The sequence below is a fragment of the Streptomyces sp. NPDC056580 genome (assembly GCF_042793175.1).
GTDB lineage: Bacteria > Actinomycetota > Actinomycetes > Streptomycetales > Streptomycetaceae > Streptomyces.
This window is the reverse complement of sequence record NZ_JBHTVE010000002.1, coordinates 167,820-193,416: the sequence shown is the minus strand read 5'-3', so window position 1 is coordinate 193,416 and position 25,597 is coordinate 167,820. Positions and strand designations below refer to the sequence as shown.

22 protein-coding genes and 2 tRNA genes are annotated in these 25,597 nt (G+C 71.7%); 5 read left to right on the top strand and 19 right to left on the bottom strand.

Translation table 11 applies throughout. The features are described 5' to 3' along the window. The first annotated feature begins 304 nt into the window (after positions 1 to 304). Both ACFQ9Z_RS04590 and ACFQ9Z_RS04585 read left to right on the top strand, forming a co-directional pair. Entirely contained in the window at positions 305 to 1,591 is a 1,287-nt protein-coding gene (locus ACFQ9Z_RS04590; RefSeq protein WP_383010639.1) for a cytochrome b/b6 domain-containing protein, read from the top strand. Next, positions 1,588 to 3,198: an NADH-ubiquinone oxidoreductase-F iron-sulfur binding region domain-containing protein gene (locus ACFQ9Z_RS04585; protein WP_383010637.1), complete on the top strand. Its 1,611-nt coding sequence runs from the start codon at positions 1,588 to 1,590 to the stop codon at positions 3,196 to 3,198. The genes ACFQ9Z_RS04590 and ACFQ9Z_RS04585 overlap by 4 nt, the downstream gene beginning before the upstream one ends. A gap of 167 nt (positions 3,199 to 3,365) precedes the next feature. Here the strand turns inward: ACFQ9Z_RS04585 and ACFQ9Z_RS04580 are convergent. Then, positions 3,366 to 3,438: transfer RNA gene (locus ACFQ9Z_RS04580), tRNA-Ala, on the bottom strand. 102 nt (positions 3,439 to 3,540) lie between these two features. Between ACFQ9Z_RS04580 and ACFQ9Z_RS04575 the strand changes: the two genes are divergently transcribed. Then, complete coding sequence (locus ACFQ9Z_RS04575) at positions 3,541 to 4,791, top strand: glycosyltransferase 87 family protein (RefSeq protein ID WP_383010635.1); 1,251 nt, start codon at positions 3,541 to 3,543, stop codon at positions 4,789 to 4,791. Here ACFQ9Z_RS04575 and ACFQ9Z_RS04570 read toward each other — a convergent pair. The 8 genes from ACFQ9Z_RS04570 to ACFQ9Z_RS04535 all read right to left on the bottom strand — a co-directional run bounded on the left by ACFQ9Z_RS04570 (position 4,770) and on the right by ACFQ9Z_RS04535 (position 9,917). Continuing rightward, positions 4,770 to 5,003, bottom strand: coding sequence for a hypothetical protein (locus ACFQ9Z_RS04570; RefSeq protein ID WP_006136074.1), 234 nt, complete (start codon positions 5,001 to 5,003; stop codon positions 4,770 to 4,772). The two genes, ACFQ9Z_RS04575 and ACFQ9Z_RS04570, sit on opposite strands and share 22 nt — an antisense overlap. Before the next feature lie 535 nt (positions 5,004 to 5,538). After that, a tRNA-Ala gene (locus ACFQ9Z_RS04565) sits at positions 5,539 to 5,611 on the bottom strand. A 130-nt stretch (positions 5,612 to 5,741) separates the two neighbouring features. Next, on the bottom strand, positions 5,742 to 6,410 hold the full coding sequence (locus ACFQ9Z_RS04560; protein WP_383010633.1) for a histidine phosphatase family protein: 669 nt from the start codon (positions 6,408 to 6,410) through the stop codon (positions 5,742 to 5,744). Continuing rightward, positions 6,407 to 6,853, bottom strand: coding sequence for a ribosome silencing factor (gene rsfS, locus ACFQ9Z_RS04555; protein ID WP_143632222.1), 447 nt, complete (start codon positions 6,851 to 6,853; stop codon positions 6,407 to 6,409). The genes ACFQ9Z_RS04560 and rsfS overlap by 4 nt, the downstream gene beginning before the upstream one ends. A 101-nt stretch (positions 6,854 to 6,954) precedes the next feature. Further along, entirely contained in the window at positions 6,955 to 8,712 is a 1,758-nt protein-coding gene (locus ACFQ9Z_RS04550; RefSeq protein ID WP_383010630.1) for an LCP family protein, read from the bottom strand. 16 nt (positions 8,713 to 8,728) lie between these two features. Further along, positions 8,729 to 9,391, bottom strand: a complete 663-nt coding sequence (gene nadD, locus ACFQ9Z_RS04545; protein ID WP_383010628.1) for a nicotinate-nucleotide adenylyltransferase — start codon at positions 9,389 to 9,391, stop codon at positions 8,729 to 8,731. Between the two features lie 56 nt (positions 9,392 to 9,447). Next, positions 9,448 to 9,612, bottom strand: coding sequence for a hypothetical protein (locus ACFQ9Z_RS04540; protein ID WP_351659421.1), 165 nt, complete (start codon positions 9,610 to 9,612; stop codon positions 9,448 to 9,450). A 140-nt stretch (positions 9,613 to 9,752) separates the two neighbouring features. Beyond that, entirely contained in the window at positions 9,753 to 9,917 is a 165-nt protein-coding gene (locus ACFQ9Z_RS04535) for a hypothetical protein (RefSeq protein WP_174266309.1), read from the bottom strand. A gap of 102 nt (positions 9,918 to 10,019) precedes the next feature. Here ACFQ9Z_RS04535 and ACFQ9Z_RS04530 point away from each other — a divergent pair, with 102 nt between their 5' ends. Beyond that, complete coding sequence (locus tag ACFQ9Z_RS04530) at positions 10,020 to 11,162, top strand: M48 family metallopeptidase (RefSeq protein WP_383010625.1); 1,143 nt, start codon at positions 10,020 to 10,022, stop codon at positions 11,160 to 11,162. Between the two features lie 97 nt (positions 11,163 to 11,259). Here the strand turns inward: ACFQ9Z_RS04530 and ACFQ9Z_RS04525 are convergent, their stop codons facing one another. From ACFQ9Z_RS04525 to proB, 5 genes are all read right to left on the bottom strand, one after another. Then, complete coding sequence (locus tag ACFQ9Z_RS04525) at positions 11,260 to 12,330, bottom strand: hypothetical protein (RefSeq protein WP_383010623.1); 1,071 nt, start codon at positions 12,328 to 12,330, stop codon at positions 11,260 to 11,262. An 89-nt stretch (positions 12,331 to 12,419) separates the two neighbouring features. Next, the gene (locus tag ACFQ9Z_RS04520) at positions 12,420 to 13,013 is read right to left on the bottom strand and encodes a hypothetical protein (protein ID WP_383010621.1); all 594 of its coding nucleotides are present in this window, start codon (positions 13,011 to 13,013) and stop codon (positions 12,420 to 12,422) included. A gap of 82 nt (positions 13,014 to 13,095) precedes the next feature. Next, complete coding sequence (locus ACFQ9Z_RS04515) at positions 13,096 to 14,382, bottom strand: glutamate-5-semialdehyde dehydrogenase (protein ID WP_383010619.1); 1,287 nt, start codon at positions 14,380 to 14,382, stop codon at positions 13,096 to 13,098. A 109-nt stretch (positions 14,383 to 14,491) separates the two neighbouring features. Beyond that, positions 14,492 to 14,926, bottom strand: a complete 435-nt coding sequence (locus tag ACFQ9Z_RS04510; protein WP_360672811.1) for a hypothetical protein — start codon at positions 14,924 to 14,926, stop codon at positions 14,492 to 14,494. Positions 14,927 to 15,084: 158 nt separating this feature from the next. Beyond that, positions 15,085 to 16,221, bottom strand: coding sequence for a glutamate 5-kinase (proB, locus tag ACFQ9Z_RS04505; protein WP_383010616.1), 1,137 nt, complete (start codon positions 16,219 to 16,221; stop codon positions 15,085 to 15,087). Positions 16,222 to 16,430: 209 nt separating this feature from the next. Between proB and ACFQ9Z_RS04500 the strand changes: the two genes are divergently transcribed. After that, the gene (locus tag ACFQ9Z_RS04500; RefSeq protein WP_383010614.1) at positions 16,431 to 17,837 is read left to right on the top strand and encodes a polysaccharide pyruvyl transferase family protein; all 1,407 of its coding nucleotides are present in this window, start codon (positions 16,431 to 16,433) and stop codon (positions 17,835 to 17,837) included. Between the two features lie 28 nt (positions 17,838 to 17,865). Here ACFQ9Z_RS04500 and ACFQ9Z_RS04495 read toward each other — a convergent pair whose 3' ends face one another. From ACFQ9Z_RS04495 to obgE, 5 genes are all read right to left on the bottom strand, one after another. After that, positions 17,866 to 19,026: a glycosyltransferase family 2 protein gene (locus tag ACFQ9Z_RS04495; RefSeq protein WP_383011807.1), complete on the bottom strand. Its 1,161-nt coding sequence runs from the start codon at positions 19,024 to 19,026 to the stop codon at positions 17,866 to 17,868. Positions 19,027 to 19,323: 297 nt separating this feature from the next. Beyond that, positions 19,324 to 21,444, bottom strand: coding sequence for a hypothetical protein (locus tag ACFQ9Z_RS04490; protein WP_383010612.1), 2,121 nt, complete (start codon positions 21,442 to 21,444; stop codon positions 19,324 to 19,326). Positions 21,445 to 21,619: 175 nt separating this feature from the next. After that, a complete protein-coding gene (locus ACFQ9Z_RS04485; protein WP_383010610.1) occupies positions 21,620 to 23,116 on the bottom strand; it encodes a D-ribitol-5-phosphate cytidylyltransferase in 1,497 nt (498 codons plus the stop codon). Between the two features lie 211 nt (positions 23,117 to 23,327). Continuing rightward, positions 23,328 to 23,582, bottom strand: a complete 255-nt coding sequence (locus ACFQ9Z_RS04480; protein ID WP_383010608.1) for a hypothetical protein — start codon at positions 23,580 to 23,582, stop codon at positions 23,328 to 23,330. A gap of 460 nt (positions 23,583 to 24,042) precedes the next feature. Then, complete coding sequence (gene obgE / locus ACFQ9Z_RS04475) at positions 24,043 to 25,491, bottom strand: GTPase ObgE (protein WP_383010606.1); 1,449 nt, start codon at positions 25,489 to 25,491, stop codon at positions 24,043 to 24,045. Positions 25,492 to 25,597: the final 106 nt, after the last annotated feature.

Here is a 25,597-nt window from a genome sequence, read left to right as displayed (position 1 = left end):
GGGTCGGTACTGATCAGCGCGGCCCGCTAAGCAGAAGGCGTACGGCACGCATAGCGCTAGGGTACCGCAGGCCTTGAGCAAGCCGCGACGCGCTTCCGTATGTCTGGTGGACATGACACGACGCCCCGTCCACCACTGAACCAAGGTCAGAGATTACTTCGCGTAACAGCCGCTAAGGGACACCACCCCAGGCACATCGTCCTTTGATAACAACGCAATAACTCAAAGCTCCTACTGATCGGTATGGCGCCACTTAGAGTTCGGCAGCGGGACCGCTTTCCCGAAACTGCTCGGAGTTGCCCCCATGAACCCTCGTCGTAGTAACAGCTCGCTCCCCAAACCGGGCCGGTCGGCCTACGGGGTGGCGTCCGCCGTCGTCCTGCTGCTCATACCGGTGGTCGTGCTGGTCGGAGGCAGCCAGTTCCGCGAGTTCCTCAACTTCGGCGCGGGCGTGCTGTCACTGGTCTCGCTCAGCTGCTCGGTGATCTGGGGACTGTTCGCCCAGGACCGGATCTTCCTGAACACTCGCCAGCGGATCGTCGGCCAGGCGGTGCACCGGACGACCGCGGTCGCCTCCATCGCGTTCCTGCTGCTGCACATCACCACCAAGATCGCGCTCGACCACACCAAGCTGATCGCCGCGGTCATCCCGTTCTCGCTCGGCGTCACCGGAAGCGCCGGGCTGATCGGCCTGGGCTCGCTGGCGGGCCTGCTGATGATCTTCGTAGGGGTCACCGGCGCCCTGCGCAGCAACTTCGCCACCCCGGCGCCCGTCGCCGCCCGCTGGCGCGCGATGCACATGCTGGCCTACCCGGCGTGGTGCGCGGCCCTCGTGCACGGGCTCTACGCGGGTCGCCAGGCGAAGCCGGTCTTCGTGATCCTCTACAGCCTGTCGCTGCTCGGCGTGATGGGCGCGCTGGCGCTGCGCTCGGCCCCGCGCCCCGTCAAGCGCAAGGTCGCCGACCGGCTCGTCGCGGTGCTGGGCAGCTCGGAGCGGCGGGGCCTGGACGAGCTGGACGCCAGCCGCTCGCGGGCCGCCGAGTCCGCCCTGCCGGGCTTCGGGCGCGAGCCGAGGCCGTCGTTCGCCGGCACGCAGGCCGGGCCCGCGTCCGCGCCGCTGTACCAGACCCCCGTCGCCCCGGCCGCCGAGCCCGCGTCCGGGTTCGCGGCCGCCTACCGGGCGGTGTCCACGCCGGCCGGCTCCCGGCAGCCGTTCACGGCCGACGGGACCGCGCGCATGGACCTGCCCACGGACCTGCGTGCCACGGAGGCGATGCCGCGCGTCGACGGCCCCTCCAGCACCTCGGGGAGCTGGCCGGTCCCGTCCCCGCCGCCGGTCGGCGAGGCCCCGCCGTCGGCGTACGACCCGCTGCAGGACACCGGATACAACATCCCGGCCTACGGCGATCCGGGCGCCGGCGGGTACGGCGGACGTGATGTGTACGACACCGGTGAGACAAACGCCTCCTACGGGACGTACAACTCGGGTGACACGTTCAACAGCGGTCCCGCCACCGAAACAAACCCCGGCGCGTACGACACGCCGGGTTCGGGCGAACCTTGGAACACGCCTTCCGGAGGCTATAGGTGAACGAGGCCCTGCCCGACGTCCCGGAAGTCCGCGTGGTCGGCCTTCCCCAGCTGACCTCGGGCTTCGACCTTGTGGAGCGGCTAGACCTGCCCATGCACCTGAAGGTGCACGGGCCGCTCGACCCGCTGGGCGGCGAACAGCTGGCCCAGCTCGCCGAGCGCATCGGCCTCAAGGGCCGCGGCGGCGCGGGCTTCCCCTTCCACAGGAAGCTGCGCTCGGTCGCCGAGTCGGCGATCAAGCGCGGGGTGCGGCCGGTCGTCGTCGTCAACGGCAGTGAGGACGAACCGGCCTGCCGCAAGGACACGGTGCTCATCAACCGCGCCCCGCACCTCATCCTGGACGGCGCCCTGCTGTGCGCCGAGGCGCTCGGCGCCCGCACGCTCGTGATCGGGGTCACCCGGGAGTCCACCCAGCGCTCCATGGAGGCGGCGCTGGCCGAGCGCGGCCTGAGCAACAGCCGCAGGTCGGCGCTGCGCGCGTGGGTGCAGCGCAACCCGGTCCGCATGGTCACCGGCGCCGCCGCCTCGCTGATCCGCTCGGTCGACGGCGGTCCGGCGATCCCGCCCGGCCGCAAGATCAGCGCCTCGCAGAGCGGCGTCGGCGGGGCGCCCACGCTGCTGTCGAACGCCGAGACCTTCGCGCAGCTCGCCATCGCCGCCCGGATCGGCCCCGAGCGCTACGGCAACACCGGCCTGTACGACGAGCCGGGCACCGTCATGCTCACCGTCTCCGGGGCGGTCGCCCGGCCGATGGTGATCGAGGTCCCCACCGGCGTGCCGCTGCGCTACGTCCTGCAGCTCGCGGGCGCCCCGCCGGTGCCGCAGGGCGTGCTGACCGGCGGCTACCACGGCAAGTGGATCGACGCGGCGACCGTCGACGAGGCGATCGTCTCCCGCAACTCCCTGGACGCGGTGGGCGGTTCGCTGGGCGCGGGCGCGATCCTGCCGATCAGCCAGGAGACCTGCCCGCTGGGCGAGTCGCTGCGGGTGGCCCAGTGGCTGGCCGAGGAGAGCGCCGGCCAGTGCGGCCCCTGCTACCTGGGACTGCCCGCCGCCGCGCGCGGCATGGAGGACATCCTGAACGGCGGCGGACCGGCCGCGCTGGAGGCGCTGAAGCAGGTCGCGAAGAACGTGAAGCGGCGCGGGGCGTGTTCGCACCCGGACGGCTCCGCGATGTTCCTGGAGTCGACCATCAAGGCGTTCACCGACGACCTGGCCGCGCACGTCCTCGGCAACGGCTGCGGACGGCCCGTGGAGGGCGTGCTGCCGCTCTTCGAGGGGGGCAGGGCGCCGACGGGCATCCCGGGCGGCGCGGGGCCGGAGGAGACCGGCGCCAGCCGCCAGAAGATCCACGTCGACTGGACGCTGTGCCGGGGCCACGGCCTGTGCGCCGACATCCTCCCCGAGGTCTTCGAACTCGGCGCGGACGGCTTCCCGACGGTGGCGCAGGCTCAGGTGCCGCGCTACGCCGAGGCGAAGGCGCTGCGCGCGGTGCGCCGCTGCCCCGCGCTGGCGCTGCGCATCGAGGAGGACACCCGCGGCCAGGCGCCGTCGCGCAACCTGCCCGTCCTCTCCCAGGGCCGTGGCCGGCGGGCCCTCGGCCGCTGACGGCACGGCGGCGGGCCGCGCGCCGCGCGCCGGCGGGTCACCCGCACTGGGTGGCCCGCCGGCGTCGTGCGGGTGGGTCCGGCGCACGCGCGCGTGCGCGTCCGGAGGACAATGGGGAACACATCGAAGGCGGATCATCCGTTCGGATGATCCGCCTTCGATTTCTGTGGAGCTAAGGAGAATTGAACTCCTGACCTCCTGCATGCCATGCAGGCGCTCTACCAACTGAGCTATAGCCCCTTGTTTTGTTCCGCCCGGTTTCCCCGGCGGCGACGCCAACATTACACGGTCCCCGGGGTGCAGTACCAAATCGGTTACCGCTTGGCTCCGGTTCGGGGGCTAATGTCTGCTTTCGTGACCCTGCACGCGTTCCCCGCGTTCCCCGCGGCCCGGCGCCGCTTGCCCGTGGCGGCGGGCGCGTGCCTGGTGTCGTTCACGGCGTTCTGGCTGGCCCAGCGGGCCGCGCACGTGTCGATGATCGACCTGATGGTGTACCGGGCCGAGGGTGCCGCCGTCCGCGCGGGCGGCGACCTGTACGCGCTGCGGGCGACCGCCGCGCACCTGCAGCCCACCTACCCCCCGTTCGCGGCCCTGCTGTTCACGCCATTGACGCTGCCGGGCACCGCGACCCTGCGCACGCTGGCCACGGCCGGCAACCTGGTCCTGCTGCTGGTGTTCGTACGGCTGTCCCTGCGGCTCGCCGGCCACACGCGCGCGGAGGACGTCTGGTGGGTGGCGGCGGCGGCCGTCTGGTGCGAGCCGGTGTGGACGACCCTGCGCTACGGGCAGGTCGACCTGCTGCTGGCCACGGCGGTGCTGTGGGACCTGACCCGCCGCGCCGCGGGCGGCCGGGACCGGTGGGCCGGTACGGGGCTCGGCCTGGCCGCCGCGGTGAAGCTGACGCCGGCGCTGTTCGCGGTGTTCCTGCTGATCACGGGGGTGGTGGCCCGACTGCGGGGCGGCGACGGGGAGCCGTGGCTGCGTCACGCGCGCGGGGCGGCCGTCGCGTTCGCCGGGGCCACGTTGCTGGCCGCGGCCGTCCTGCCGCACGACTCGTGGCGGTTCTGGACGGACGCGGTGTTCCGCTCGGACCGCGTCGGGTACGCCGAGGAAGCCGCCAACCAGGCCCTGCGCGGCGTTCTGGCGCGCCTGCTGCACACTCCGGATCCGGAGACCTCCTGGGCGGCCCTGGCGGCCCTGACGGCCGCCGCGGGGCTCGCGGTGGCGGTGGCGGCTGAGCTGCGCGGGATGCGGGCCTGGGCGGTGTCCTGCTGCGCCGTCACCGCACTGCTGGTCAGCCCGGTGTCGTGGACGCATCACTTCGTGTGGTGCGTGCCCGTGGTGCTGGTGCTGTGGACGCGCGGGCGCCGGGCGGCGGCCCTGGGCACGGCCCTGGTGTTCTGCTCGTACGTCCCCTGGTGGGTGCCGCACGGCGCGGCGCGGCCCGAACTGCACCAGAGCGGCGCGCAGATGACGCTCTCGGCCCTCTACGCGGCCGTGGCCGCGCTGTTCCTGGCACTGGCCCGGGCCTCGGCATCGCTGCCGGGACGACGGCCGGGGCCAGGGGCGCGTCAAGCGGTGACGAAGGAGTAGAACCTCTTGAGCGTGCAGTGCTCCTCGAGCAGACGGCCGTAGATCGGCTCGCCCTCCAGCTCGCGGTAGGTCTCGATCGGGTCGCCTTTTATGATCAGCGCCCGCGCGCATTCCTCGCACCAGTACTGGTAGTCGGGATTGATCGGCTCCATGTCACGGACGATCGGCGTACCACTGCCGCACCAGTCGCACTTTCGCCTGTGTGCACCCATCGATCAGCTCCAGCTGTGGCCGCAGGCCGTGCACACGTAGGAGATTCCGCCGTTGTCGCCGAGCACTTGCGCCACATGCCCGGAACCGCAGGAAGGGCAGCTGAGCCGGGTGGTCGTGTCCCGTATCAACGCAGCACCGGGGAGGTGGCCGACCTCCCCAAGGATGCTCGCAGGCATCGCTACTCCTCCCGTCGGGCCGCGCCATCCTTCCGGCCGTTTGATTCTGCCACGGCCGGGCCAATACGGTCAGCGACGCCTCCGTACCGGTCCGGACACGGCGGCCGTCGCGGCCGGGCCGGCCGGTGTCCGCACGCCCACCGAGAACGCCTCCGCGGAGGTATACGCCCGCGGGACCCCGTGTGACTCAAGCCGGCACCGGACCAGTGTGCCCAACACCGCCCCGCCCGGTCAGCCGGACAGGCCGGGACGAGGACGCACCGCCCGGAACAGCCGCAGTAACACAGAGGATCCCGCCCCCTGAGGGGGACGGGATCCTCATCACCGATCTCTGACAACTCGACAGAGTGTCGATCCGTGGAGCTAAGGAGAATTGAACTCCTGACCTCCTGCATGCCATGCAGGCGCTCTACCAACTGAGCTATAGCCCCTTGTCCCACGCGGCGAGCCGCATGGTGTTTCGCCCCGCTCGGCGGGGCGAACAAGAAGAACTTTAGCCTGTGACCTGCCGGAAAGTGAAATCCGGGTCCCCGGGGCGGGAACGGCGGGCCCGAGGGCCGCTCAGTCGTCGTCTCCCAGGACGGGCTCCGGGAGGGTGCCCGCGTTGTGCTCCAGCAGGCGCCAGCCCCGGGCGCCCTCGCCGAGCACGGACCAGCAGCAGTTGGAGAGGCCGCCGAGGCTCTCCCAGTGGGGGGCCTCGATGCCGAGGAGCCGGCCGATGGTGGTGCGGATGGTGCCGCCGTGGCTGACCACCACGAGGGTGCCGTCCTCGGGCAGCTTCTCGGTGTGCCGCAGCACGACGGGGGCGGCCCGGTCGGCGACCTCGGTCTCCAGCTCGCCGCCGCCCCGGCGGATCGCCTCGCCCCGCTTCCAGGCGGCGTACTCCTGGCCGTAACGGCTGATGATCTCGTCGTGCGTGAGCCCCTGCCAGACGCCCGCGTAGGTCTCGCGCAGGCCTTCCTCGCGGATGACCTCCAGGCCGGTGAGGGCGGCCAGCTCGGCGGCCGTGTCGGCGGCCCGCTGCAGGTCGCTGGAGACGATCGCGTCGGGCCGCAGGGAGGCGAGCAGCCGGGCGGCGCGGCGGGCCTGCTCGACACCCGTCTCGGTCAGCGGGACGTCCGTGCTGCCCTGAAAGCGGCGCTCGACGTTCCACGAGGTCTGGCCGTGCCGCCACAGGATGACGCGGCGGCCCCTGCCCGTGCGGTCGGTCACCTCGGCGGTGGCGCTCATCGCCAGTCCCCGTCCGGCTCCTCGGCGGCCTCGGCGGCCTGCAGCTTGGCGTGCTCCTCGGCCTTGCCGCGGGTGGCCTTGGCGTCGGCGGGCAGCTCGAGCTCGGGGCAGTCCTTCCACAGCCGCTCCAGGGCGTAGAAGACGCGCTCCTCGCTGTGCTGGACGTGGACGACGATGTCGACGTAGTCGAGCAGGATCCAGCGGGACTCGCGGTCGCCCTCGCGGCGTACGGGCTTGGCGCCCAGTTCCTTCAGCAGGCGCTCCTCGATCTCGTCGACGATCGCCCGGACCTGGCGGTCGTTCGGCGCGGAGGCCAGCAGGAATGCGTCCGTGATCGACAGCACGTCGCTGACGTCGTAGGCGATGACGTCGTGCGCGAGCTTGTCGGCCGCCGCCTGGGCGGCGGTGTTGATGAGGTCGAGGGAACGGTCGGTGGCGGTCACTACGCGGCTTTCGGTCGGCGGTCTGTTGACCTCAAGGGTCTCACGGACCGCCTGGCGCACCCCACGTGATTACGGCATCACGTGGGGTGCCCCGGCCGCGGTCAGGACGACGCGGGCCGGTAGTCGCCGCCGAGGACGACCGAGACGTCGGCGCCGGAGGACACGGCGCCCTTGGCCACGGAGCCCGCGGGCAGCCCCAGGGTCTTGGCGACCTCGGCGGCGTTCGCCTTGTCGGCGGCGTCGGCGTAGAGCACCTGGGAGGTGGTCCGGGCGCCGGCGGCGGTGCCGCCCTCGAGGAAGGTGAAGCCGCCGTTGAGCAGCACCACGCGGGCCTTCTCCGTGGTGTCCTTGGCGCCGGTGGCGTTCTGGACGGAGACCCGGACCGCGGACCCCGCGTCGGGGCTCTTGGCGGTGCCGCCCAGGACGTTCTTGACCACGCTGTCGCTGGTGGCTGCGCTCAGGGTGCCGTCGGGCTGCACGGGCAGCAGGGCCGTCCGGTAGTCGCCGCCCTTGGCGAGTTCGGCGAGGGCGGCCAGGAAGGCGCCGAGGTCCTTGTCGGTCAGCGGCGGGTCGAGGATCTGCGCCAGGGTCTGCACGGTGGTGGTGGCGGCCGCGGGCTCGGAGGAGAGCTTGCGCAGCACGCCCGTCATGACCTGCCCGAACCGCTCGAGCTGGGCGTTCTGGGACTCGCCGGACGCGCGGTAGGTGGCGTAGGCGACGGCCATCTTGCCGCTGAGGGTCTGCGCCTTGCCCTGGTGGACGAGGACGGCGGAGCCCTTCTTCTTGGCGTCCGGGTCGGGCACGTCGGTGTCCGTGTCGATGTCGATGTTGCCGACCAGGTCGACGAGGTTCTGCAGGTAGGGGGTGTCCAGGCGCCAGGTGCCCTGGATGCTGGTCCCGAGGACGGTGTCGAGCTGGTCGCGGGTGCCGGAGGAGCCGTCGTCGTCCACGGACTTGGCGAGCGTCGTGGTGGAGCCGTCGTCGCCGCTCAGCGCGAGCGAGTTGGGCAGCAGCACGGTGGTGCCCTGCTTGGTGGTGGTGTTGTCGACCAGCAGTGCCGTGGAGGTGCCGGACCCGCCGGTGTTGTGCAGGTGGACGACGATCACGTCGCGCTTCTGGGCGCCCGCCGGCGTGGCGGCGCCCGTCTTCGGACCGGAGGAGGACAGGCCGGGCAGTTTCCCGGCGAACCACAGGTAGCCGACGCCGCCCACGGCGACGAGGGCGAGGACGACGACGAGGGCGATGATCCGGCTGCGGGCGCGGCGGCGGGCCTCCTCGCGGCGCTCGGTGCGGTTCTCCGTGAACTTCAGCCAGTCGATGACGTCCTCGGAGTCGCCGTCGGGCTCCTCGACGAAGGCGAACTGCTCGGCGCCGTCGTCCGGTTCCCCGGCGGCCGCGGGCGGCTCGTGGGCCCCGGGCCCGCGCGGGGTGGCGGGGCCGGCCTGCTGGGGGATGTGGGCGGTCTGCTCGGCGACCCGGGGCTGCTGCCCGCTCCTCGCGGCCTGCCCGTAGGGGTCGTACCCGGCGCCGGCGCCCTGGCCGCCGGCGCCGTAGGCGTCGTACGGGGCCTGCGGGCCGTAGGGGTCGTAGGAGGGCGCGGCGTGCTGCTGCCCGCCGGTGTCGTACGCGTCGTAGGACTGCGGCTGCCGGGGCGCCTCGTACGACTGCGGCTGCCGGGGGCCGGTGGCGTACGGGTCGTAGCCGTAGCCCTGCTGGGCGTACGGGTCGTAGGACTGCTGCTGTGGCGCCTGCTGTGCCGGGATCTGCCGGTACACGGGCTGCCCGTACTCGTCGTAGCCGACGAGTTCGTACGGGGCGGCGCCGTGGGCGGCGTCGTCCGCGTCGTATCGGTCGTTCACCGGTGCCCCTCTCGGCTCACTCGCCGCGGTACAGCTCGCGCTTGTCGATGTAACGCACGACTCCGTCCGGCACCATGTACCAGATGGGGTCGCCCTTGGCGACTCTCGCACGGCAGTCCGTCGAGGAGATGGCGAGCGCGGGAACCTCGACGAGCGAGACGCCGCCCTCGGGGAGCCCAGGGTCCGTCAGGTGGTGGCCGGGGCGGGTGACGCCGATGAAGTGCGCGAGGGAGAACAGTTCCTCGGAGTCCCGCCAGGTGAGGATCTGGCCGAGGGCGTCGGCACCGGTGATGAAGAACAGGTCGGTGTCCGGGTTGAGGGCCCGCAGGTCGCGCAGGGTGTCCACGGTGTAGGTGGGGCCGCCGCGGTCGAGGTCGATGCGGCTGACGGAGAACTGCGGGTTCTCGGCGGTGGCGATGACCGTCATCAGGTAGCGGTCCTCGGCCGGCGAGACGTTGCGGTGGGACTTCTGCCACGGCTGACCGGTGGGCACGAACACCACCTCGTCCAGCTGGAACTGGGCGGCGACCTCGCTGGCCGCCACGAGGTGCCCGTGGTGGATCGGGTCGAACGTTCCGCCCATGACGCCGAGGCGGCGCTTGCCCGTGCGGGCGGGGCCGTTGCCCGGGCGGGGCACCGGGGGGTGCGCCGGGCCGGTGGGCATGTCCTGCTCTTCCATGCGTGCAGACCCTACCGGCCCGGTCCGTGGGCCCTGGCCGGGGACGGGTTCCCGGGTCAGCGGTCGCGGTTGAAGCGGGTGGTGATCCAGAGCAGGAGCAGCAGGATGATCAGGGCGCCGCCGCCGGTGACCGCCGGGTTCAGGCTGTTGTGGTTGCCGCCGTGCTCCTCACCCTCGGCGGCGAGGGTGACCAGCTGGGCGGCGGCGAGGTGGAGGCTCATCGGCAGGACCTATCGCGTGTGGGCGGGATGAAGATGTCGGCTCATCGTAAGCGGGCGGCCCGGCGGCGATCACCCCGACTCCGCCGTCACGGCGGGCGCCGGGCGCCGGACGGGCCGCCGCGGGGAACTTCCGCGGCCCCTCAGTCGTCCTTCTGCTTGTAGCCGCGCAGCAGGAACCATGCGGTCAGCGCGCAGCCGAGGAACATCACGATCAGGACGATGCGGAGCAGGTTGCCCGATCCGTGCTGCTGGACTGCGGTGCCGGCGGCCTCGGTCAGCCAGGTGGCCGGGGGGCGGTACTCCATGACGTGGTCTCCTTCGCTGTACTGCCCGTCCACGGTATCTCCGCCTAGGCTGGCCCTCGCCTCGGGGGCGACGGTGGCACTGACACGCACATGGGGGAAGACATGTCCGACGACGGCCGTGAGCAGACCGGGCGCGAGCGCGTGCCCAGCAGGCAGCGCAGGCGCTTCCCGGGGATCTCCTCGCGCGCGTACGAGCATCCGGCCGACCGGTCGGCCCTGGTGGCGCTGCGCAAGCTGAGCGGCTTCGACACCGTGTTCAAGGCGCTCAGCGGGCTGCTGCCGGAGCGGAGCCTGCGGCTGCTGTTCCTGTCCGACTCGGTGCGCGTCTCGGAGCGGCAGTTCGCGCACCTGCACGACATGCTGCTGGACGCCTGCTACATCCTGGACCTGGAGAAGGTCCCGCCGATGTACGTCACGCAGGACCCGCAGCCGAACGCGATGTGCATCGGCCTCGACGAACCGGTCATCGTGCTCACCACCGGCCTGGTCGAGCTGCTGGACGAGGAGGAGATGCGGGCGGTCGTCGGGCACGAGGTGGGGCACGCCCTGTCCGGCCACTCGGTGTACCGCACGATCCTGCTGTTCCTGACGACGCTGGCCCTGAAGGTCGCCTGGATACCGCTGGGCAACCTCGCGGTCATGGCGCTGGTGACGGCGCTCAGGGAGTGGTTCCGCAAGTCGGAGCTGTCGGCGGACCGGGCCGGGCTGCTGGTGGGCCAGGATCTGCGGGCCTCCATGCGCGGCCTGATGAAGATGGCGGGCGGCAACCACCTGCACGAGATGAACGTGGACGCGTTCCTGGAGCAGGCCGAGGAATACGACGCCGGCGGCGACCTGCGCGACTCGGTGCTGAAGATTTTGAACGTGCTGCCCCGCTCGCACCCCTTCGCCACCATCCGGGCCGCGGAGCTGAAGAGGTGGGCCGAGTCGCGGGACCACCAGCGGCTGATGGACGGCCACTACCCGCGGCGCGGCGAGGACAAGGACGCCTCGGTCTCCGACTCCTTCCGCGAGTCCGCCGCGAGCTACAAGAGCGATGTGAAGGGCTCCAAGGACCCGCTGATGAAGCTGGTCACGGACCTCGCGGGCGGTGCCGGCGACTTCGGCGGCCGGGTCCGCCGCGGCTTCGACGGCTTCCGCAGCCCGGCCCCGCCGAAGGACGACCCGAAGGACGACCCGAAGGACGACCCGAAGGACGGGCCGCAGGACGGGCCGCGGGGCGCGTCCGCGCAGGACGGGGAGTAGCGCGGACCCCACGGGACGGGGCCCGGCCGGGACGCGCGACGGGGCCCGGCCGGGACGTCGGTCCCGGCGTCAGGGCTCCGGCGTCAGGGCTCCGGCGTCAGGGCTCCGGCTGGGCCGCTGCCGCCAGCGTGCCGCACAGGGCCGTGGCGCTGTCGGCGGCGTACGGGTCGGTGCCCGCCGGGCCGCCGCCGCGTGCGGTCTGGCCGGCCAGCAGGGGGCGCAGGTAGGAGGTGGCGTCCTCGGCGCAGGACAGCGGGCCCGCCTGGGTGCGGGAGCTGCCCAGCCGGATCTGGCCGACGCGCAGGTCGTCGCGGGTGAACCGGAAGGCCAGCTCACGGCGGACGGTGAAGAGGGAGACCGCGGCGCCGGCGGCGGCGCCTGCCGGGCGCAGGGCGTAGACGAAGACCGCGTCGGCGCTGATCTCCAGCACGGACGCGTCGGTCTCGGCGGCCCGCAGGGTGCCCTGGGCGCGGATCCGGTCGTCGGCCAGGCGCGCTCGGGAGGGGTCGATGCGGACCAGCCAGCCGGTCGGGGCGTGGCGGCCGTCCGCCGCCGGGTGGTCGAAGCCGCGGTCGAACTGGTCGAGCTGGTCGGAGTCGACCAGGGACCTCACCGGCCGGACCTGGCGGCCGGTGAGTACCTCGGGGTCGAGGGAGGAGCGGACCAGGTAGTTCCTGGCGATGCTCAGCGCGGCGGTGACCTGGCTGTCCGAGAAGTGCGCGGTGCCGCGGGAAGCGGGCAGCGGGATTCCCTCGGCGCCGGCCTCGAAGTGGGCGGCCGGGCTGTGCGCGTACAGGTGCTCGGCGTCGGCGGCGCCCGGCACCTTGCCCGGCGGGACCAGCGGGATGACGGTCATCCGCAGCGGTTCGGCGGGACGCCGGGCCTGCGGGGCGCCGTAGGGGTGGCGGACGCTCATGTAGACCGCGGTGCAGAAGGCGACGGCGATCAGCAGCAGGAGGATCAGGGCCTGCCGGGTCAGTCCCCGGCGCAGTCCCGGACGGCGGCGCACGGCGGGCGCGTGGTCGCTCATGCGCTCCTGCGCGGAGTACTCCTGGAGCCGGGCAGCGCGGACGAACGATTCGTCGAAGACGACGGATCGGTACTCGTCCTCACCGCCTGCGGGGCCGCCCTCGGGTGTCCCCTCCGGTGGGTCTCCAGGCCCGCCCATACTTTCAGGGTGGGTTCCGGCGGCCTCCGGTAAACGCGCCGCCGTACGACAAGTTCTGACAGGTTCTCACCAGGAACGCGGGGTGGCCGTCAGCGGGACGGCGGGACCGCCGAGACCGCCGGCCGGACGGTGCCGGCGGAGGGGCGCGCCGCCGCTCCCTGCTCCAGGCCGGTGGAGGCCGGTGACGGCATCCGGTCGCGGGTACCGGAGGAGGCGCCCCGGTAGACGGCGGCGAAGGCCAGCGCGACCATGCCGATGCCCATCACCAGCGCGAGCACCCAGGCGACGGGCCGGTGCCAGCGGACCTGCTTGCCGTAGGGCCAGAAGGCGCCGTGCTGATCGCCGGGGGCCTCGTCGTCGTCGTACTCGCCGTCGTCCCGGTCATGACCGGGTCCGGCGCCCTCGCGGCCGTAGCCGTCGTCGTAGCGGTCGGCTCCGGCGTGGGCGCGGCGGGCTTCCGCCTCGGAGGCCTCGGCTCTGGCCTGGGCTGCGGCCAGGAGGCGTTCGACGGCGGTCGGCTCGTGCACCACGGCCGCCCGCACGAAGGCCTCGTCGAAGACCACGGAGGCGAACTCTTCGTCCGACACCCCGCGGTCGTGGTCGTCATCGGGCTCCCAGCCGTCAGAGAACGGCGTGCCCCCCACGTCCTCCGGCACGCGTCCAGAGTAGTCCTGGGGGGTCAATTTGGGCAGACGGTACGGAAATTCATCCGCCTGCTGAGACGCCTTCCCGCCGGGCCCGCTCGCCGGCGGGCGCGCGTCCCCGTCAGCGGCGCACGTGCCCGTCGCCGGTGACGATGTACTTCGTGCTGGTCAGCTCCGGCAGCCCCATCGGACCGCGGGCGTGCAGCTTCTGGGTGGAGATGCCGATCTCGGCGCCGAAGCCGAACTGGCCGCCGTCGGTGAACCGGGTGGAGGCGTTCACGGCGACGGTGGTCGAGTCGACGAGCTGGGTGAAGCGGCGGGCCGCCTGCTGGGAGGTGGTGACGATCGCCTCGGTGTGCCCGGAGGTCCACAGCCGGATGTGCTCGACCGCCTTGTCGAGGGAGTCCACGACGGCGGCGGCGATGTCGTACGACAGGTACTCGGTCTCCCAGTCCTCCGGGGTCGCCTCGACCACGGTGGCCCTGGAGTCCTTGGCGTGGGCCAGCACACGCTCGTCGCCGTGCACGGTGACGCCTGCCTCGGCCAGGGCGTCCAGGGCCCGCGGCAGGAACTCGGCGGCGATGTCCTGGTGCACCAGGAGGGTCTCGGCGGCGTTGCAGACGCTGACCCGCTGGGCCTTGGAGTTGACCAGGATCTCGATCGCCATGTCGATGTCGGCCTGCGCGTCGACGTAGACGTGGCAGTTGCCGGTGCCGGTCTCGATGACGGGCACCACGGACTCGCTGACCACCGTCCGGATCAGTGAGGCGCCGCCGCGCGGGATGAGCACGTCGACGAGGCCGCGGGCGCGCATCAGCTCGCGGACGGAGTCACGGCTCTCGCCGGGCACGAGCTGGACGGCGTCCGCGGGCAGCCCGGCGCCGCCGACCGCGTCCCGGATCACCCGGACGAGGGCGGTGTTGGACTCGTAGGCGGAGGCCGAGCCGCGCAGCAGGACGGCGTTGCCCGACTTCAGGCACAGCGCGGCGGCGTCCACGGTGACGTTCGGGCGGGCCTCGTAGACGATGCCGACCACGCCGAGCGGGACGCGGACCTGGCGCAGGTCGATGCCGTTGGGGAGGGTCGAGCCGCGCACCACCTCGCCGACCGGGTCGGGCAGCTTCGCGACGTCGCGGACGTCGGAGGCGATGGCGCGGACGCGCTCGGGGGTGAGGGTGAGCCGGTCGACCACGGACTCGCTGGTGCCGTTCTCGCGGGCCTTGGCCACGTCCCTGGCGTTGGCCTCGACGATCTCGCCGGTCCGGACCTCCAGCGCGTCGGCGATGGCGAGCAGCGCGTCGTCCTTCACGGCGCGCGGGAGCGGCGCGAGATCGGCGGCGGCGGCCTTGGCCCGGTAGGCGGCCTGGGTGACCGGGGACATGGAGTCGTACGGCGAGAGCGTGGTCATGGGGGGAAGGGTAGTGCGCGGCGCCGGGCCGTTCAGCTGTCGTCCCACACCGCGAGACGGGTCAAAAGGGGGTGAAGCCGCCGCGGAACCGGGCCGTGGCACCGGGCCGTTAGAACGGGTGCACCCCTACCGGAGTCGCGGGCGCGGGGCCGTACCCCTCGGCGATGCGCTGGTGGTACGTCTCGCGGTCGATGACCTCGAGGCCGACGATCTCCCAGGCCGGCAGCCCGGCGGTCTGCCGGTGCTCGCCCCACAGCCGCAGCGCGACGGCGGCCGCGTCGTGCAGGTCGCGGGCCTCCTCCCAGTACCGGATCTCCGCGTGGTCGCCGGCGTATCTGCTGGTCAGCAGGAAGGGGTGGTCGTGGGCGAGCTGCTCGAGGGCGCGCCGCAGGTCGGGCAGCGGCACCTGCTGCCCGGAGACGCTGAGGGTGACGTGCCACAGCCGGGGCAGGTCCCTGGGTGCCTCGCGCTGTTCACAGGCCTCTCCGGCCGCGACGCTCGTCAGAGCACCGCGGGACGCCGTCCCGGGGCGCACTCGTCTCACGACGGCCTCCTTCACGTGGCCCTTGACGGAACGTGTCCCAGCAACATGTCCCCGAGAGAAAGTTGAGCAGGCCGCCGGGCTCCGCGGGGCGGTTTTACGGAACGTCCCCCACCGGGGGCGTTCCCTACGCCCTGTTCCACGAGGTTGCGCGAGTGGCCCTACGGGTGGGCGGGCTGCAGCAGCACCAGGTCGTCCCTGTGCACGACCTCGCGTTCGTATGCCGGGCCCAGCTCGCGCGCCAGCTCCCGGGTCGAACGCCCGATCAGCAGGGGGATCTCCTTGGCGTCGAAGTTGACGAGCCCCCGGCCCACCGCGCGCCCCGCGCCGTCGCGCAGTTCGACCGGGTCGCCGGCGCTGAACTCGCCCTCCACGGCGGCGATGCCGGCGGGCAGCAGCGAGGTGCGGCGTTCGACGACCGCCCGGACGGCGCCGTCGTCGAGGGTGAGCGCGCCCTGCGGCGTGGAGGCGTGCTGGAGCCACAGCAGCCGGTCGGCGGAGCGCCTGCCGGTGGGGTGGAAGTACGTGCCGGTGTCGCCGCCGTTCAGCGCGTCCGCCGCGTGCACGGCGCTGGTCAGCACCACCGGGATGCCCGCGGCGGCGGCGATCCGGGCGGCCTCGACCTTGGTGACCATGCCGCCGGTGCCGACCCCGGCCTTGCCGGCACTGCCGATCTCGACCTCGGCGAGGTCCCCGGGGCCGCGCACCTCGGCTATCCGCGAGGTGCCCGGCTTGCTCGGGTCGCCGTCGTAGACGCCGTCGACGTCGGAGAGCAGCACCAGCAGGTCGGCGTGGACCAGGTGGGCGACCAGGGCGGCGAGGCGGTCGTTGTCGCCGAAGCGGATCTCGTCGGTGGCGACGGTGTCGTTCTCGTTGACGACCGGCAGGGCGCCCATCGCCAGCAGCTCGTCCAGTGTGCGCGAGGCGTTGCGGTGGTGCGCGCGGCGGCTCATGTCGTCGCTGGTCAGCAGCACCTGGCCGACCCGGACGCCGTAGCGGGCGAGGGAGGCGGTGTAGCGGGCGACGAGCAGGCCCTGGCCGACGCTGGCGGCGGCCTGCTGGCGGGCCAGGTCCCTGGGGCGGCGGCGCAGGCCGAGCGGCGCGAGGCCGGCCGCGATGGCTCCCGAGGAGACCAGGACGATCTCCCGCTCCCCTCCACTGCGCACCTTGGCGAGGACGTCGACGAGGGCGTCGACGCGGTCCGCGTCCAGGCCGCCCGCGGCGGTGGTCAGCGACGAGGAACCCACCTTGACTACGATCCTGCGGGCCGTGCCCACGGCCTGCCTTGCCTCGGTCACCTTGCCTGCTGTCCCCTCGCCCCGTGCCGGCCGCCTGAGCGACAAACGCTGTCTGTGCGGCAATCTACGCGAAGGGGGCCGGACGGTGCGCGTCGGTCCAGTCCCCGGACAGGCGGACGGTAACCGTGCACTCACGTTTCGCTTACGGCAAAAAGGTTGTACCCGTTCCCTATAGAAATTAAACGCTTCACCAACTTAAATTGACTGTCGTGTCACCTACCGTTCGCCACCCCAAGCGCATCCTCCTCCGATCGGGCAAGAGTCCGTATGACGTCTTCTCCGTGGAGCAAGCCCTCCACCAGGACGTCATCGCCACCAACTCCGGCAACCTGATCTTCCAGGACGCCGCCCACAAGATCCTCGAGACACCGGACACCGAGGTGTTCTCGAACGGCGGGCGTACCGAGGTGGCCGCGGCGGCGCGCATCAACGCGGAGTACGACGCGTTCGTGGTGCCGCTCGCCAACGCCTTCCGCCCGTCCTTCGAGGTCGCCCTGCAGCGGCTGACCCGGCTGATATCCAAGCTGCGCATCCCCGTGGTGGTGCTCGGCGTCGGCGCGCAGACCGGTGTGGGCTACGACGCGGCCCGGCTGAAGCGCATCGAGCCGACCGTGCGCGACTTCTGCTCGGCGGTGCTGGAGCGCAGCGCCTCGATCGGCGTGCGCGGCGAGTTCACCGAGCAGTACCTGCGGGACATGGGCTTCAAGGACGTCGAGGTCATCGGCTGCCCGTCCCTGTTCATGAACGGCCGCGAACTCGACGTGCGCAAGGGGGCCGCCGGTCTGACGGCCGAATCGCGCATCGCGATCAACGGCTCGCACAGCGCGGTGGGCAAGCAGGGGCTGGGGCGGGTCATCGACCGCACCCACGAGCGCTACCCCAATCTGCGTTTCATCGGGCAGAACCTCAGCGACGCCCGGCAACTGCACTGGCGCGATCTGTCCGACCCGGTCGCCGCCCGGGTGACCGCGATGCCCACGCACCCCGACCACCCGATGTACCGGGAGGACAAGGTGCGGGTGTACGTCGACCCGATCACCTGGATCGACGAGCTGCGCCCCTTCGACTTCTCCTTCGGCTCCCGCATCCACGGCAACATCGCGGCGCTGCTCGCCGGCACGCCCGCGACGGTGCTGTGCGGGGACTCGCGCACGCTTGAGCTGTGCCGCTACTTCGAGATCCCGCACCAGCTGCTGGAGAAGGTCGGCAAGGACCTGGAGGCGACGGACCCGGCCCGCCTGTACGAGCAGGCCGATTTCAGCGGTCTCGTCGGCAACCACGCGGAGCGGTTCGACCGGTTCACCGCCTTCCTGGACAAGAACGGGCTGCAGAACACCTTCACGCACGGCGACGGCGGCGCCGCCTTCGAGAAGCGGATGCGGTCACTGTCGTTCCCGCCGGGCGTACGCCCCTGGAACGACACCGACCTCGCCTCGCTCACCACCCGGTTCGGCTGGCTGCACACCCAGGTCGGCGAGTTGTCCAAGGACAACGAGCGGCTGCGGCGGGAGGTGGCACGGGCCAAGCGGGCCAAGGACGCCGTCCCCGCGCCCGCGGCCTCCGTCTACCGGCGCGCCCGCCGGGTGGTCGGCCGGGCTCTGCACTCGGGCAAGTAGCGCGGTCCCGGCGCGGCGCCGGCCGGTGTCAGGCCGCCGCCGCGCCGATCCGGGCGCTCGGCAGCAGCCGCCTGATCCTGCGCAGCGCCCGGCGCGGGAGGGAGTGGGCGGCCGGCTCGCGGTATCCGGGGAAGGCGCGGGCCTCCCGGGGTCCGGCGAGGTAGACGGCGTCGGGGACGCCGGCTGCCGCGGACCGGAAGTACGGGTAGGCGAGGTACACGCGGGTGCCGCGCCGCTCCAGCAGAGCCGCGGCCTGCTTCCCCGACCGTATGAACTCGATCACCTCCAGCAGCGGTTCCATCCGCTGCTCGGCCACCAGGTGCAGCCGCAGCCGCTCGTGGACCTTGAGACGGCGGGCCACCCCCGGGGTCCAGTAGGCCTCCATCAGCGGCCGGGCCAGCTCGAGCTTGTCGCGGCGGGCCGCCTCGCCGTCCTTGAGGAACCTGGGCCCGAACTGCGGCAGCAGGGTGATGAGGAAGGGCCTGACCATCAGGTCGTCGCGCCGGGCGCCGGGCGGGACCATGTCGGCGATGAGCTTCATCAGTGCGCGCGCGGAGTCGAACCGCAGCGTGTAGCCGCCGGTCTTCGTCACGTGCTTGCCGTCCTCGCGGCCCACCAGGTAGTAGCAGGTGTAGTCGGCGAGCACGGAGACGCCGTCCGCCCGCAGGTAGGCCTCAAGGGTGAACAGCGCGTCCTCGCCGGTCCACAGCGATTCGTCGAACCGCATGCCGTGCCGCTCCAGCATCGCGCGGCGGAACAGCTTCTGCGCGCTCAGCGTGAACTTGATGTTGGAGGAGAAGACGTCGGTCCGGTCGAGGGTCCGGCCGAACATGGACTTCGGCGGGGTGCGGTTGACGCCTTCGACCCGGCCGAGTACGACGTCGGTGCCGTTGCGGTCGGCCATGGCGACCATGCGTTCCAGCGCCTCGGCGCCGAGCCGGTCGTCGGCGTCGAGGAAGAAGACGTAGCGTCCGGCCGCCTTGCCGAGGCCGACGTTGCGCGGGCCGCTGGGGCTGCCGGAGTTCTCCTGGCGGACGACGGTCACCGGCATCTCGGCACGGGCCGCGAACTGCTCCAGGTACTCCCCCGTGCCGTCCGTCGAGCCGTCGTCGACCGCGATGACCTCCATGCGCGCCGGCCCGATGGTCTGCGCCTCGACCGACGCCAGGCAGTCGACCAGGTAGGGCATCGCTTCGTACGCCCCGATGACGACGGTCACATCAGGCTGCGTCACGGCTCTCCCTTGTTCGTGGGACTTTTCCCCCGAATCGCATCATTAGCAACGTGTAAGACGGGTTCCCGTCCAAGGCGGTTGCCTGACATCGAGTGATGAGTGAGGCACGCCACACGGAGTGGGACGGCCGCAACCGAAAGTACGCAAGGCCGGTAAGAGCCGCTCATCGGTGGGGCAGGGGGCCGGTAAGGAGACGTGAAAAAGGGCCGGCCCCCGGAGGAATCCGGGGGCCGGCCCTTGGCCGTGGAGCCGTCAGACCGCGTTCACGCCGTCCGTGTCACCGGCGGAGGCGTTCCGCTGGCCCGGCAGCGCGGTGGTCAGCTCGGCCGTCTCGGCGGGGTCGACGTTGGCCGCGCCGACCCGCGACTCCTGACCGACGTTGCGGATGTCGGCCTTGCGGGCGAGGTCCGCGACCGCGGCGTTGAACTGGTCGATGGACTTCGGCTCGTCCGGGCCCAGCAGGTACTGCTTGAGCTCCTTGCGGTCCCCGGCCAGCGGGTCGGCGGACGGGTGGCGGACCGCGTCCAGCAGGCCGCCCAGCTCGGCCGCGCTGTTGGACAGGATCGTCGCGGCCCGCACGGCCGTGTTCTGCCGCTTGAACTCCTCCGCGCCCAGCTCGCCGGAGTCCGTGACCGCGTACGGCTTGCCGCTCGCGATGAAGTCGGAGACCACCGAGGAGATGTCGGAGACCATCGCGTCGGAGACGTTGAAGCAGTCGTAAAGGCGCGGCTCGGCGCCGGTGATGACCTTGTGCTCGTACTCCGGGAAGGAACGCCAGTAGGCGTCGTTCCACTCGGCACGCAGCCGGGCGATCTCCTCGTGCCGCCTGACGTCCACGATCCCGTCCCGAGTGGCCTCGGCCTCGTCGACGTTGTCACCGGTGGCGCCGGCCAGCTCGGCCAGGCGGGCCTCGATGCGGGTCAGCTCGCCCCGGGCCCGCTCCTGCGCGGCGGTGTCGGCGCTGAAGCGGGAGTCGGCGGCGCGCTCGGCGGCGGCCTTCTCGACCAGGGCGGTGATGCGCCGGTGGGCGGCGCCGGCCCGGGAGCTGACGGTCCCCGTGAAGGGGTGCGGCTTGTACAGGACGCGCACCGGCGGGTCGGCCTTGACCAGCTTCTTCACGATGTTCTCGCCGGCCAGCACGATCGAGGTGTTGCCCGGGTTGCCGTCCCAGCCCTCCCAGGTGGGGGCGTACAGCACGGTCGGTATGCGGCCCTCGGGTACGCCCCGCCAGGTGGTGATCGGCGCGAGCTGCGGGCGGCCCACCTCGACGATGTCCTCGTCGCGGACGCCGACGTCGGCGATGGCGTAGCGGTCCCGGCCGGCCCGGCCGGCGGTCCACACCTCGTCGTACACCTTGCTGTACGGGTTGACGCTGGCCAGCTTGTCGCTGTCCCCGTGGCCGATGAAGACGTGCTTCATCGTGGGCACGCGCAGCAGGTGGATGTTCTTGCCCACGTTGGCCGCGTAGAGCGCGACACGCACCGTCGACAGGTCCATGTTCATCAGGTGCACCCCTCCGGGCACGCAGATGACGGGGACGGTGGTGGGGGCGAGGCTGTTCAGGATGACGCGCTCGCGGAGGATGATCAGCGGCCGGGTGTCCAGCTGCTCCATCGTCTCCAGCCACATGTTGACCTGGTACGCGGAGTCCTTGGAGCCGGAGAAGTACAGGACCGTCTCCGGCCGGTAGGCGGTCAGCCAGTCGTCCAGGGCGGCCAGCACTGCCTCGGCCTTCGGCGGTGTCCGCCGGCCGCGCACGTACGGCAGCAGCACCCCGACGTACAGGCAGCCGAGGACCAGGGTGACGCCGACGCCGACGAAGCCGACGAAGGCGTCGTCCAGCGCGGCGGAGACCAGGAGCCCGGCGACCGCGAACAGGTCGAGGTGGAGCATCTTCTCCGCGGAGCGGTGCAGCAGGGGGTGCGGCGGGGCGTCCGGGATGCGGAGGCGGGACTTCAGGTCGACGTTGCGGGTGGCGACCGGCATCCGGCGGCGGTTGCGGATCAGCGTCACGAGGGCGCCGTGGGGGGCCTGCAGGCCGTAGAAGGCGATGAAGCAGGCGACCGCGGTGTAGAAGACCAGGTTGTCCCCGAGGGACATCCGGGCCAGCAGCAGGATGAGCAGCAGCTGCCGGATCAGGAACCGGATCGACAGACCGGCCCGGACCTTGCTCAGGCGGCTGATCAGATAGCTGCCCTTGCGGTGCAGAAAGTGGTCCGCCAGGTACGTCACGGCGGCCGCGACCACGAAGGCGTAAACGCTGGGGATGAGCGCGGCCAGCATGAGGCAGGGGAAGCCCAGCATCATGAGGGCCGCCGCGGCCAGCTCGGCCGCGCTGCCCACCCGGGCGACGCGAATAGCGGTGGATATCACGGAGAAACCTGCTCTGGGAGGGGGGAGTGCCGGTTTTGTTCGGTATTGCCGGAATTGAGCGATGATTCGCGGGCTGTACCTGTTTTTTGAGGGGTACGGACTCAGGCCTCTGCAAACGCCCAGTGAATGAGCGAGCACAGAGGCCTGAATTCCCAAAAGCTATTTACCGCGATTATTACACGTCGTCCTGACGGTCCAGCACCGTGGCCAGAGCCTGCTCGAAACCGGAGGCCTTGGCGGCGCCCGCGGTCGGGTCCTGCTGGCGGACGTCGATGACGTGACCGGTCAGTTCCGAGAGCAGCACGTCCAGGGAGGTGCGGGCCACGGCCTCGGAGGAGAGCAGCGAGCCGGCCGGCTCCTGGCCGAACGCCTTGGTGCGCATCGGGGTGGCGGTGCGCTCGGGGTTGACGCAGTTGACGCGGATGTCCTCGGAGGCCCACTCGTCGGACAGCGCCTGGGTGAGGTTCACCATGGCGGCCTTGGTGGAGGAGTAGAGGCTGTACTCGGCGCGGCCGCGGGTGTAGCTGCTGGAGGTGTACAGCAGCAGCTGGCCCTTGGTCTCCGACAGGTACTTGTAGGAGGAGCGCGCGATCTGCACCGGGGCCAGGTAGTTGACCTTCAGCGCCTCCTCGATGGTGGCGTTGTCGGTCTCGGCGAGCCTGCCGATGCGCAGCACGCCCGCGGTGTTGACGACGTAGTCGATCCGGCCGGTCTCCGCGTACGCCTTGGACAGCGCGTCGTCGACCTCCTCCGGGTTCTCCACGTGGGTGCCGGTGGTGGAGCGGCCCAGCGCGTAGACGGAGGCGCCGTAGGACTCGGCGAGTTCGGCGATGTCCTTGCCGATGCCGTAGGAGCCGCCGAAGATGACGACCGTCTTGCCGGTCAGCAGCTCGCGGTAGTCCTCCTCGCCGTTCTGCTCCGGGGCGGCCGTCGAGGCGAGCTGGAACAGCTTGTCGGCGATGAAGACGTCGACCGGCTGGGTCACCTTCATGTTGTACTCGTCACCCGCGACGACGTGGATCGGCACGTCCGGCAGGTACTTGAGCACGACGGAGCAGTCGTCCGTGGCCTGGAAGTTGGGGTCTCCGGAGGCGACCTCGTAGGCGCGGCGGATCGTGGACAGCTTGAAGGCCTGCGGGGTCTGGCCGCGGCGCAGCCGGGAGCGGTCCGGGATCTCGGTGATGAACTCGCCGTCCTCGCCGTGCGTGCGCGTGACGATGATGGTGTCCGCGGACGGGATGGCCACGTCCACGGCCTGGAAGCGCTCCAGCGCGGTCACGCAGTCGTCGATGACGCGCTGCGAGAGCAGGGGGCGCACGGCGTCGTGGAAGAGGACGTTGAGGTCCTCGCCCTCGGCCAGGCCCTCGCCGAGGGCGGAAATCGCGCGCTCGGTGGTCTCGTTGCGGGTCGAGCCGCCCTCGATGACCTTCTTGACCTTGGTGAAGCCGGCCTTGGCCACGATCTTCTCGATGTCCGGCACATAACCCGGCGCCATCAGCACGATGATGTCGTCGATCGAGTCGGCCTTCTCGAAAGTGGTCAGCGTGTGCTCGATGACTGCCTTGCCGGCGATCTTCAGCAGCTGCTTGGGGATCGACAGACCCACCCGCTGACCGGTGCCACCGGCCAGGACGACTGCGGTGGTTCGGGGCTTGGCTATGTGCTGTGACACAGGCTGACCTACCTTGGGGCGACAGGGAACGTTCGAAATGGTCCCACTTCGGGTAACCGCTGTGCAAGGTGAGTGACGTCCTACGCATATGTGCGCGCCACCTGTCATTCACCTGCCGCCCCCGGTCATTGGGCGACGGCCGCCGTGAACCTCCGTGGAATTGCTGTGAGTAAGTCCACAGGTCCCTCACGGGCCCGGCCGGCGCCGGTGTTCAGCCGCGCCGCAGCCGTTTCAGGCAGCGGTGGCCGAGGACCCGGACGCCGAACGCGCCGGTCCGCTCCGCCGCCGCGGCGCCGATCCCGGCCGCCGCCTCGGCCGCCCAGCGGCGGGTTGCGATCCTCACGTCCGCCGGCGTCGGGCTGCACGAGTTCTTCATATGCATGACGGCGCCGTTGCGGATCAGCCGCGAATACAGCTCTTCGGGCAGCCCATTGCCCCGGAATTCGACATCGAGGTTCCGCAGCATTTCGGTCTCGGCCAGGGTAAGGGATCGATTCGCGGTGTCCGGAACCGGCCGCAGGAGATTTTCAGTCCCGGGCCCCGCCCGCCCGGACCGGCACCCCCGCCCGAACCGGCACCCCCCCTTGTCACACGGGCCTCTCGGGCCTCACTCGCGGACCTCCGGAAGCACCCACGGCCGGGCGGCCCGGGCGTCGAACGGCGTCTCGCGTGTGCGTGACGAGAAGGCGGACAACAGGAAACCCGTCGCGACACCGGGACCGCACCGAGGACGTGGCCGGGGAGCGACGGGTTGCGAAGCGTCAGCAACCGTGCCGGCGGGAGCCGCTGGGCAGGCGGACCGGGCGCCCGGGGACCGGATGCCGGGGTGGGGCGGGAAAGCGCGCGACCCGGGGGGACCGATGTCCCTCCCGGGTCGCGCGGTTCGGCTCACCCGGATGCGGCGGATCCGCCGCACCGGCCAGGTCCTACTCGAACGGGTCGAACTCGTCGTACTCGCGCAGCGCCTCGTCCCGCTCGGCCTGCTTGTCGCGCCGCCGCTGGGCGGCCGGCCGGGCCACGTCGAAACGGTGGTCCTCGCCGCGCCGGCCCAGCATCTCCGCGCCCGCCATGGTGGTCGGCTCCCAGTCGAAGACGACCGCGTTCTCCTCGGGGCCGATGGCCACGCCGTCGCCGGACCTGGCGCCCGCCTTCATCAGCTGGTCCTCGACACCGAGGCGGTTCAGCCGGTCGGCGAGGTAGCCGACGGCCTCGTCGTTGTTGAAGTCGGTCTGCCGCACCCAGCGCTCGGGCTTCTCGCCGCGCACCCGGAACAGCGGCTCGCCGCCGATCTCCTCGCGGGTGACCGTGAAGCCCGCGTCGTCCACGGCCTTCGGCCGGATGACGATCCGGGTCGCCTCCTCCTTCGGCCTTGCGGCCCGCGCCTGCCCGACCAGCTCGCCGAGGGCGAAGGTCAGCTCGCGCAGCCCGATGTGGGCCACCGCCGACACCTCGAAGACGCGGTAGCCGCGCTGCTCCAGGTCGGGGCGGACCATCTCGGCGAGGTCCTTGCCGTCCGGCACGTCGACCTTGTTCAGAACGACGATCCGGGGCCGGTTGTCCAGGCCGCCGTACTGCCGCAGCTCCTCCTCGATGATGTCGAGGTCGGAGACCGGGTCGCGGTCGGACTCGAGGGTGGCGGTGTCCAGCACGTGCACCAGCACGCTGCAGCGCTCCACGTGGCGCAGGAACTCCAGGCCCAGTCCCCTGCCCTGGCTGGCGCCGGGGATCAGGCCCGGCACGTCGGCGATGGTGTAGACGGTCGAACCGGCCGTGACGACACCGAGGTTGGGCACCAGGGTGGTGAACGGGTAGTCGGCGATCTTCGGCTTGGCCGCGCTGAGCACCGAGATCAGCGAGGACTTGCCGGCGCTCGGGTAGCCCACCAGGGCCACGTCAGCGACCGTCTTCAGCTCCAGGACGATGTCCTGCAGGTCCCCCGGCTCGCCGAGCAGCGCGAAGCCGGGCGCCTTGCGGCGGGCGGAGGCCAGCGCCGCGTTGCCGAGGCCGCCCCGGCCGCCCTGTGCGGCGACGTACGAGGTGCCGTGGCCGACCAGGTCGGCGAGCACGTTGCCGGCCCGGTCCAGGACGACGGTGCCGTCCGGCACGGGCAGGACCAGGTCCTGGCCGTCCTTGCCGGAGCGGTTGCCGCCCTCGCCGGGCTTGCCGTTGGTGGCCTTGCGGTGCGGGGAGTGGTGGTAGTCGAGCAGCGTGGTGACCGACTGGTCGACGGTCAGGATCACGTCGCCGCCGCGGCCGCCGTTGCCGCCGTCCGGGCCGCCGAGCGGCTTGAACTTCTCACGGTGGACGGAGGCACAGCCGTGGCCTCCGTTACCCGCGGCGACATGCAGCTCGACGCGGTCCACGAAGGTGGTCATGGTTCATGCCTCCAGAACTACGGTGATGTCTCTTGCGTAACACGCGAGAGGCGGACCCGCCTTCCCGACCGGGAAGTGAGGTCCGCCTCGCGAAAGGTTCGAACGG

Bases quoted from the DNA above. Each gene is read 5' to 3' on its own strand.
- ACFQ9Z_RS04495 (WP_383011807.1), bottom strand. From the start codon at position 19,026: ATGCCCTACCTGGTCGACTGCCTGGCGTCGGTCGAGGCGCAGACCATC.
- ACFQ9Z_RS04570 (WP_006136074.1), bottom strand. From the start codon at position 5,003: ATGGGTGCACACAGGCGAAAGTGCGACTGGTGCGGCAGTGGTACGCCG.
- obgE (WP_383010606.1), bottom strand. From the start codon at position 25,491: ATGACCACCTTCGTGGACCGCGTCGAGCTGCATGTCGCCGCGGGTAAC.
- ACFQ9Z_RS04535 (WP_174266309.1), bottom strand. From the start codon at position 9,917: ATGGAGTACCGCCCCCCGGCCACCTGGCTGACCGAGGCCGCCGGCACC.
- ACFQ9Z_RS04540 (WP_351659421.1), bottom strand. From the start codon at position 9,612: ATGAGCCTCCACCTCGCCGCCGCCCAGCTGGTCACCCTCGCCGCCGAG.
- ACFQ9Z_RS04590 (WP_383010639.1), top strand. From the start codon at position 305: ATGAACCCTCGTCGTAGTAACAGCTCGCTCCCCAAACCGGGCCGGTCG.
- ACFQ9Z_RS04525 (WP_383010623.1), bottom strand. From the start codon at position 12,330: ATGGGCGGGCCTGGAGACCCACCGGAGGGGACACCCGAGGGCGGCCCC.
- nadD (WP_383010628.1), bottom strand. From the start codon at position 9,391: ATGGAAGAGCAGGACATGCCCACCGGCCCGGCGCACCCCCCGGTGCCC.
- ACFQ9Z_RS04575 (WP_383010635.1), top strand. From the start codon at position 3,541: ATGTCTGCTTTCGTGACCCTGCACGCGTTCCCCGCGTTCCCCGCGGCC.
- ACFQ9Z_RS04560 (WP_383010633.1), bottom strand. From the start codon at position 6,410: ATGAGCGCCACCGCCGAGGTGACCGACCGCACGGGCAGGGGCCGCCGC.
- ACFQ9Z_RS04480 (WP_383010608.1), bottom strand. From the start codon at position 23,582: ATGCTGCGGAACCTCGATGTCGAATTCCGGGGCAATGGGCTGCCCGAA.
- ACFQ9Z_RS04515 (WP_383010619.1), bottom strand. From the start codon at position 14,382: ATGACCACGCTCTCGCCGTACGACTCCATGTCCCCGGTCACCCAGGCC.
- ACFQ9Z_RS04530 (WP_383010625.1), top strand. From the start codon at position 10,020: ATGTCCGACGACGGCCGTGAGCAGACCGGGCGCGAGCGCGTGCCCAGC.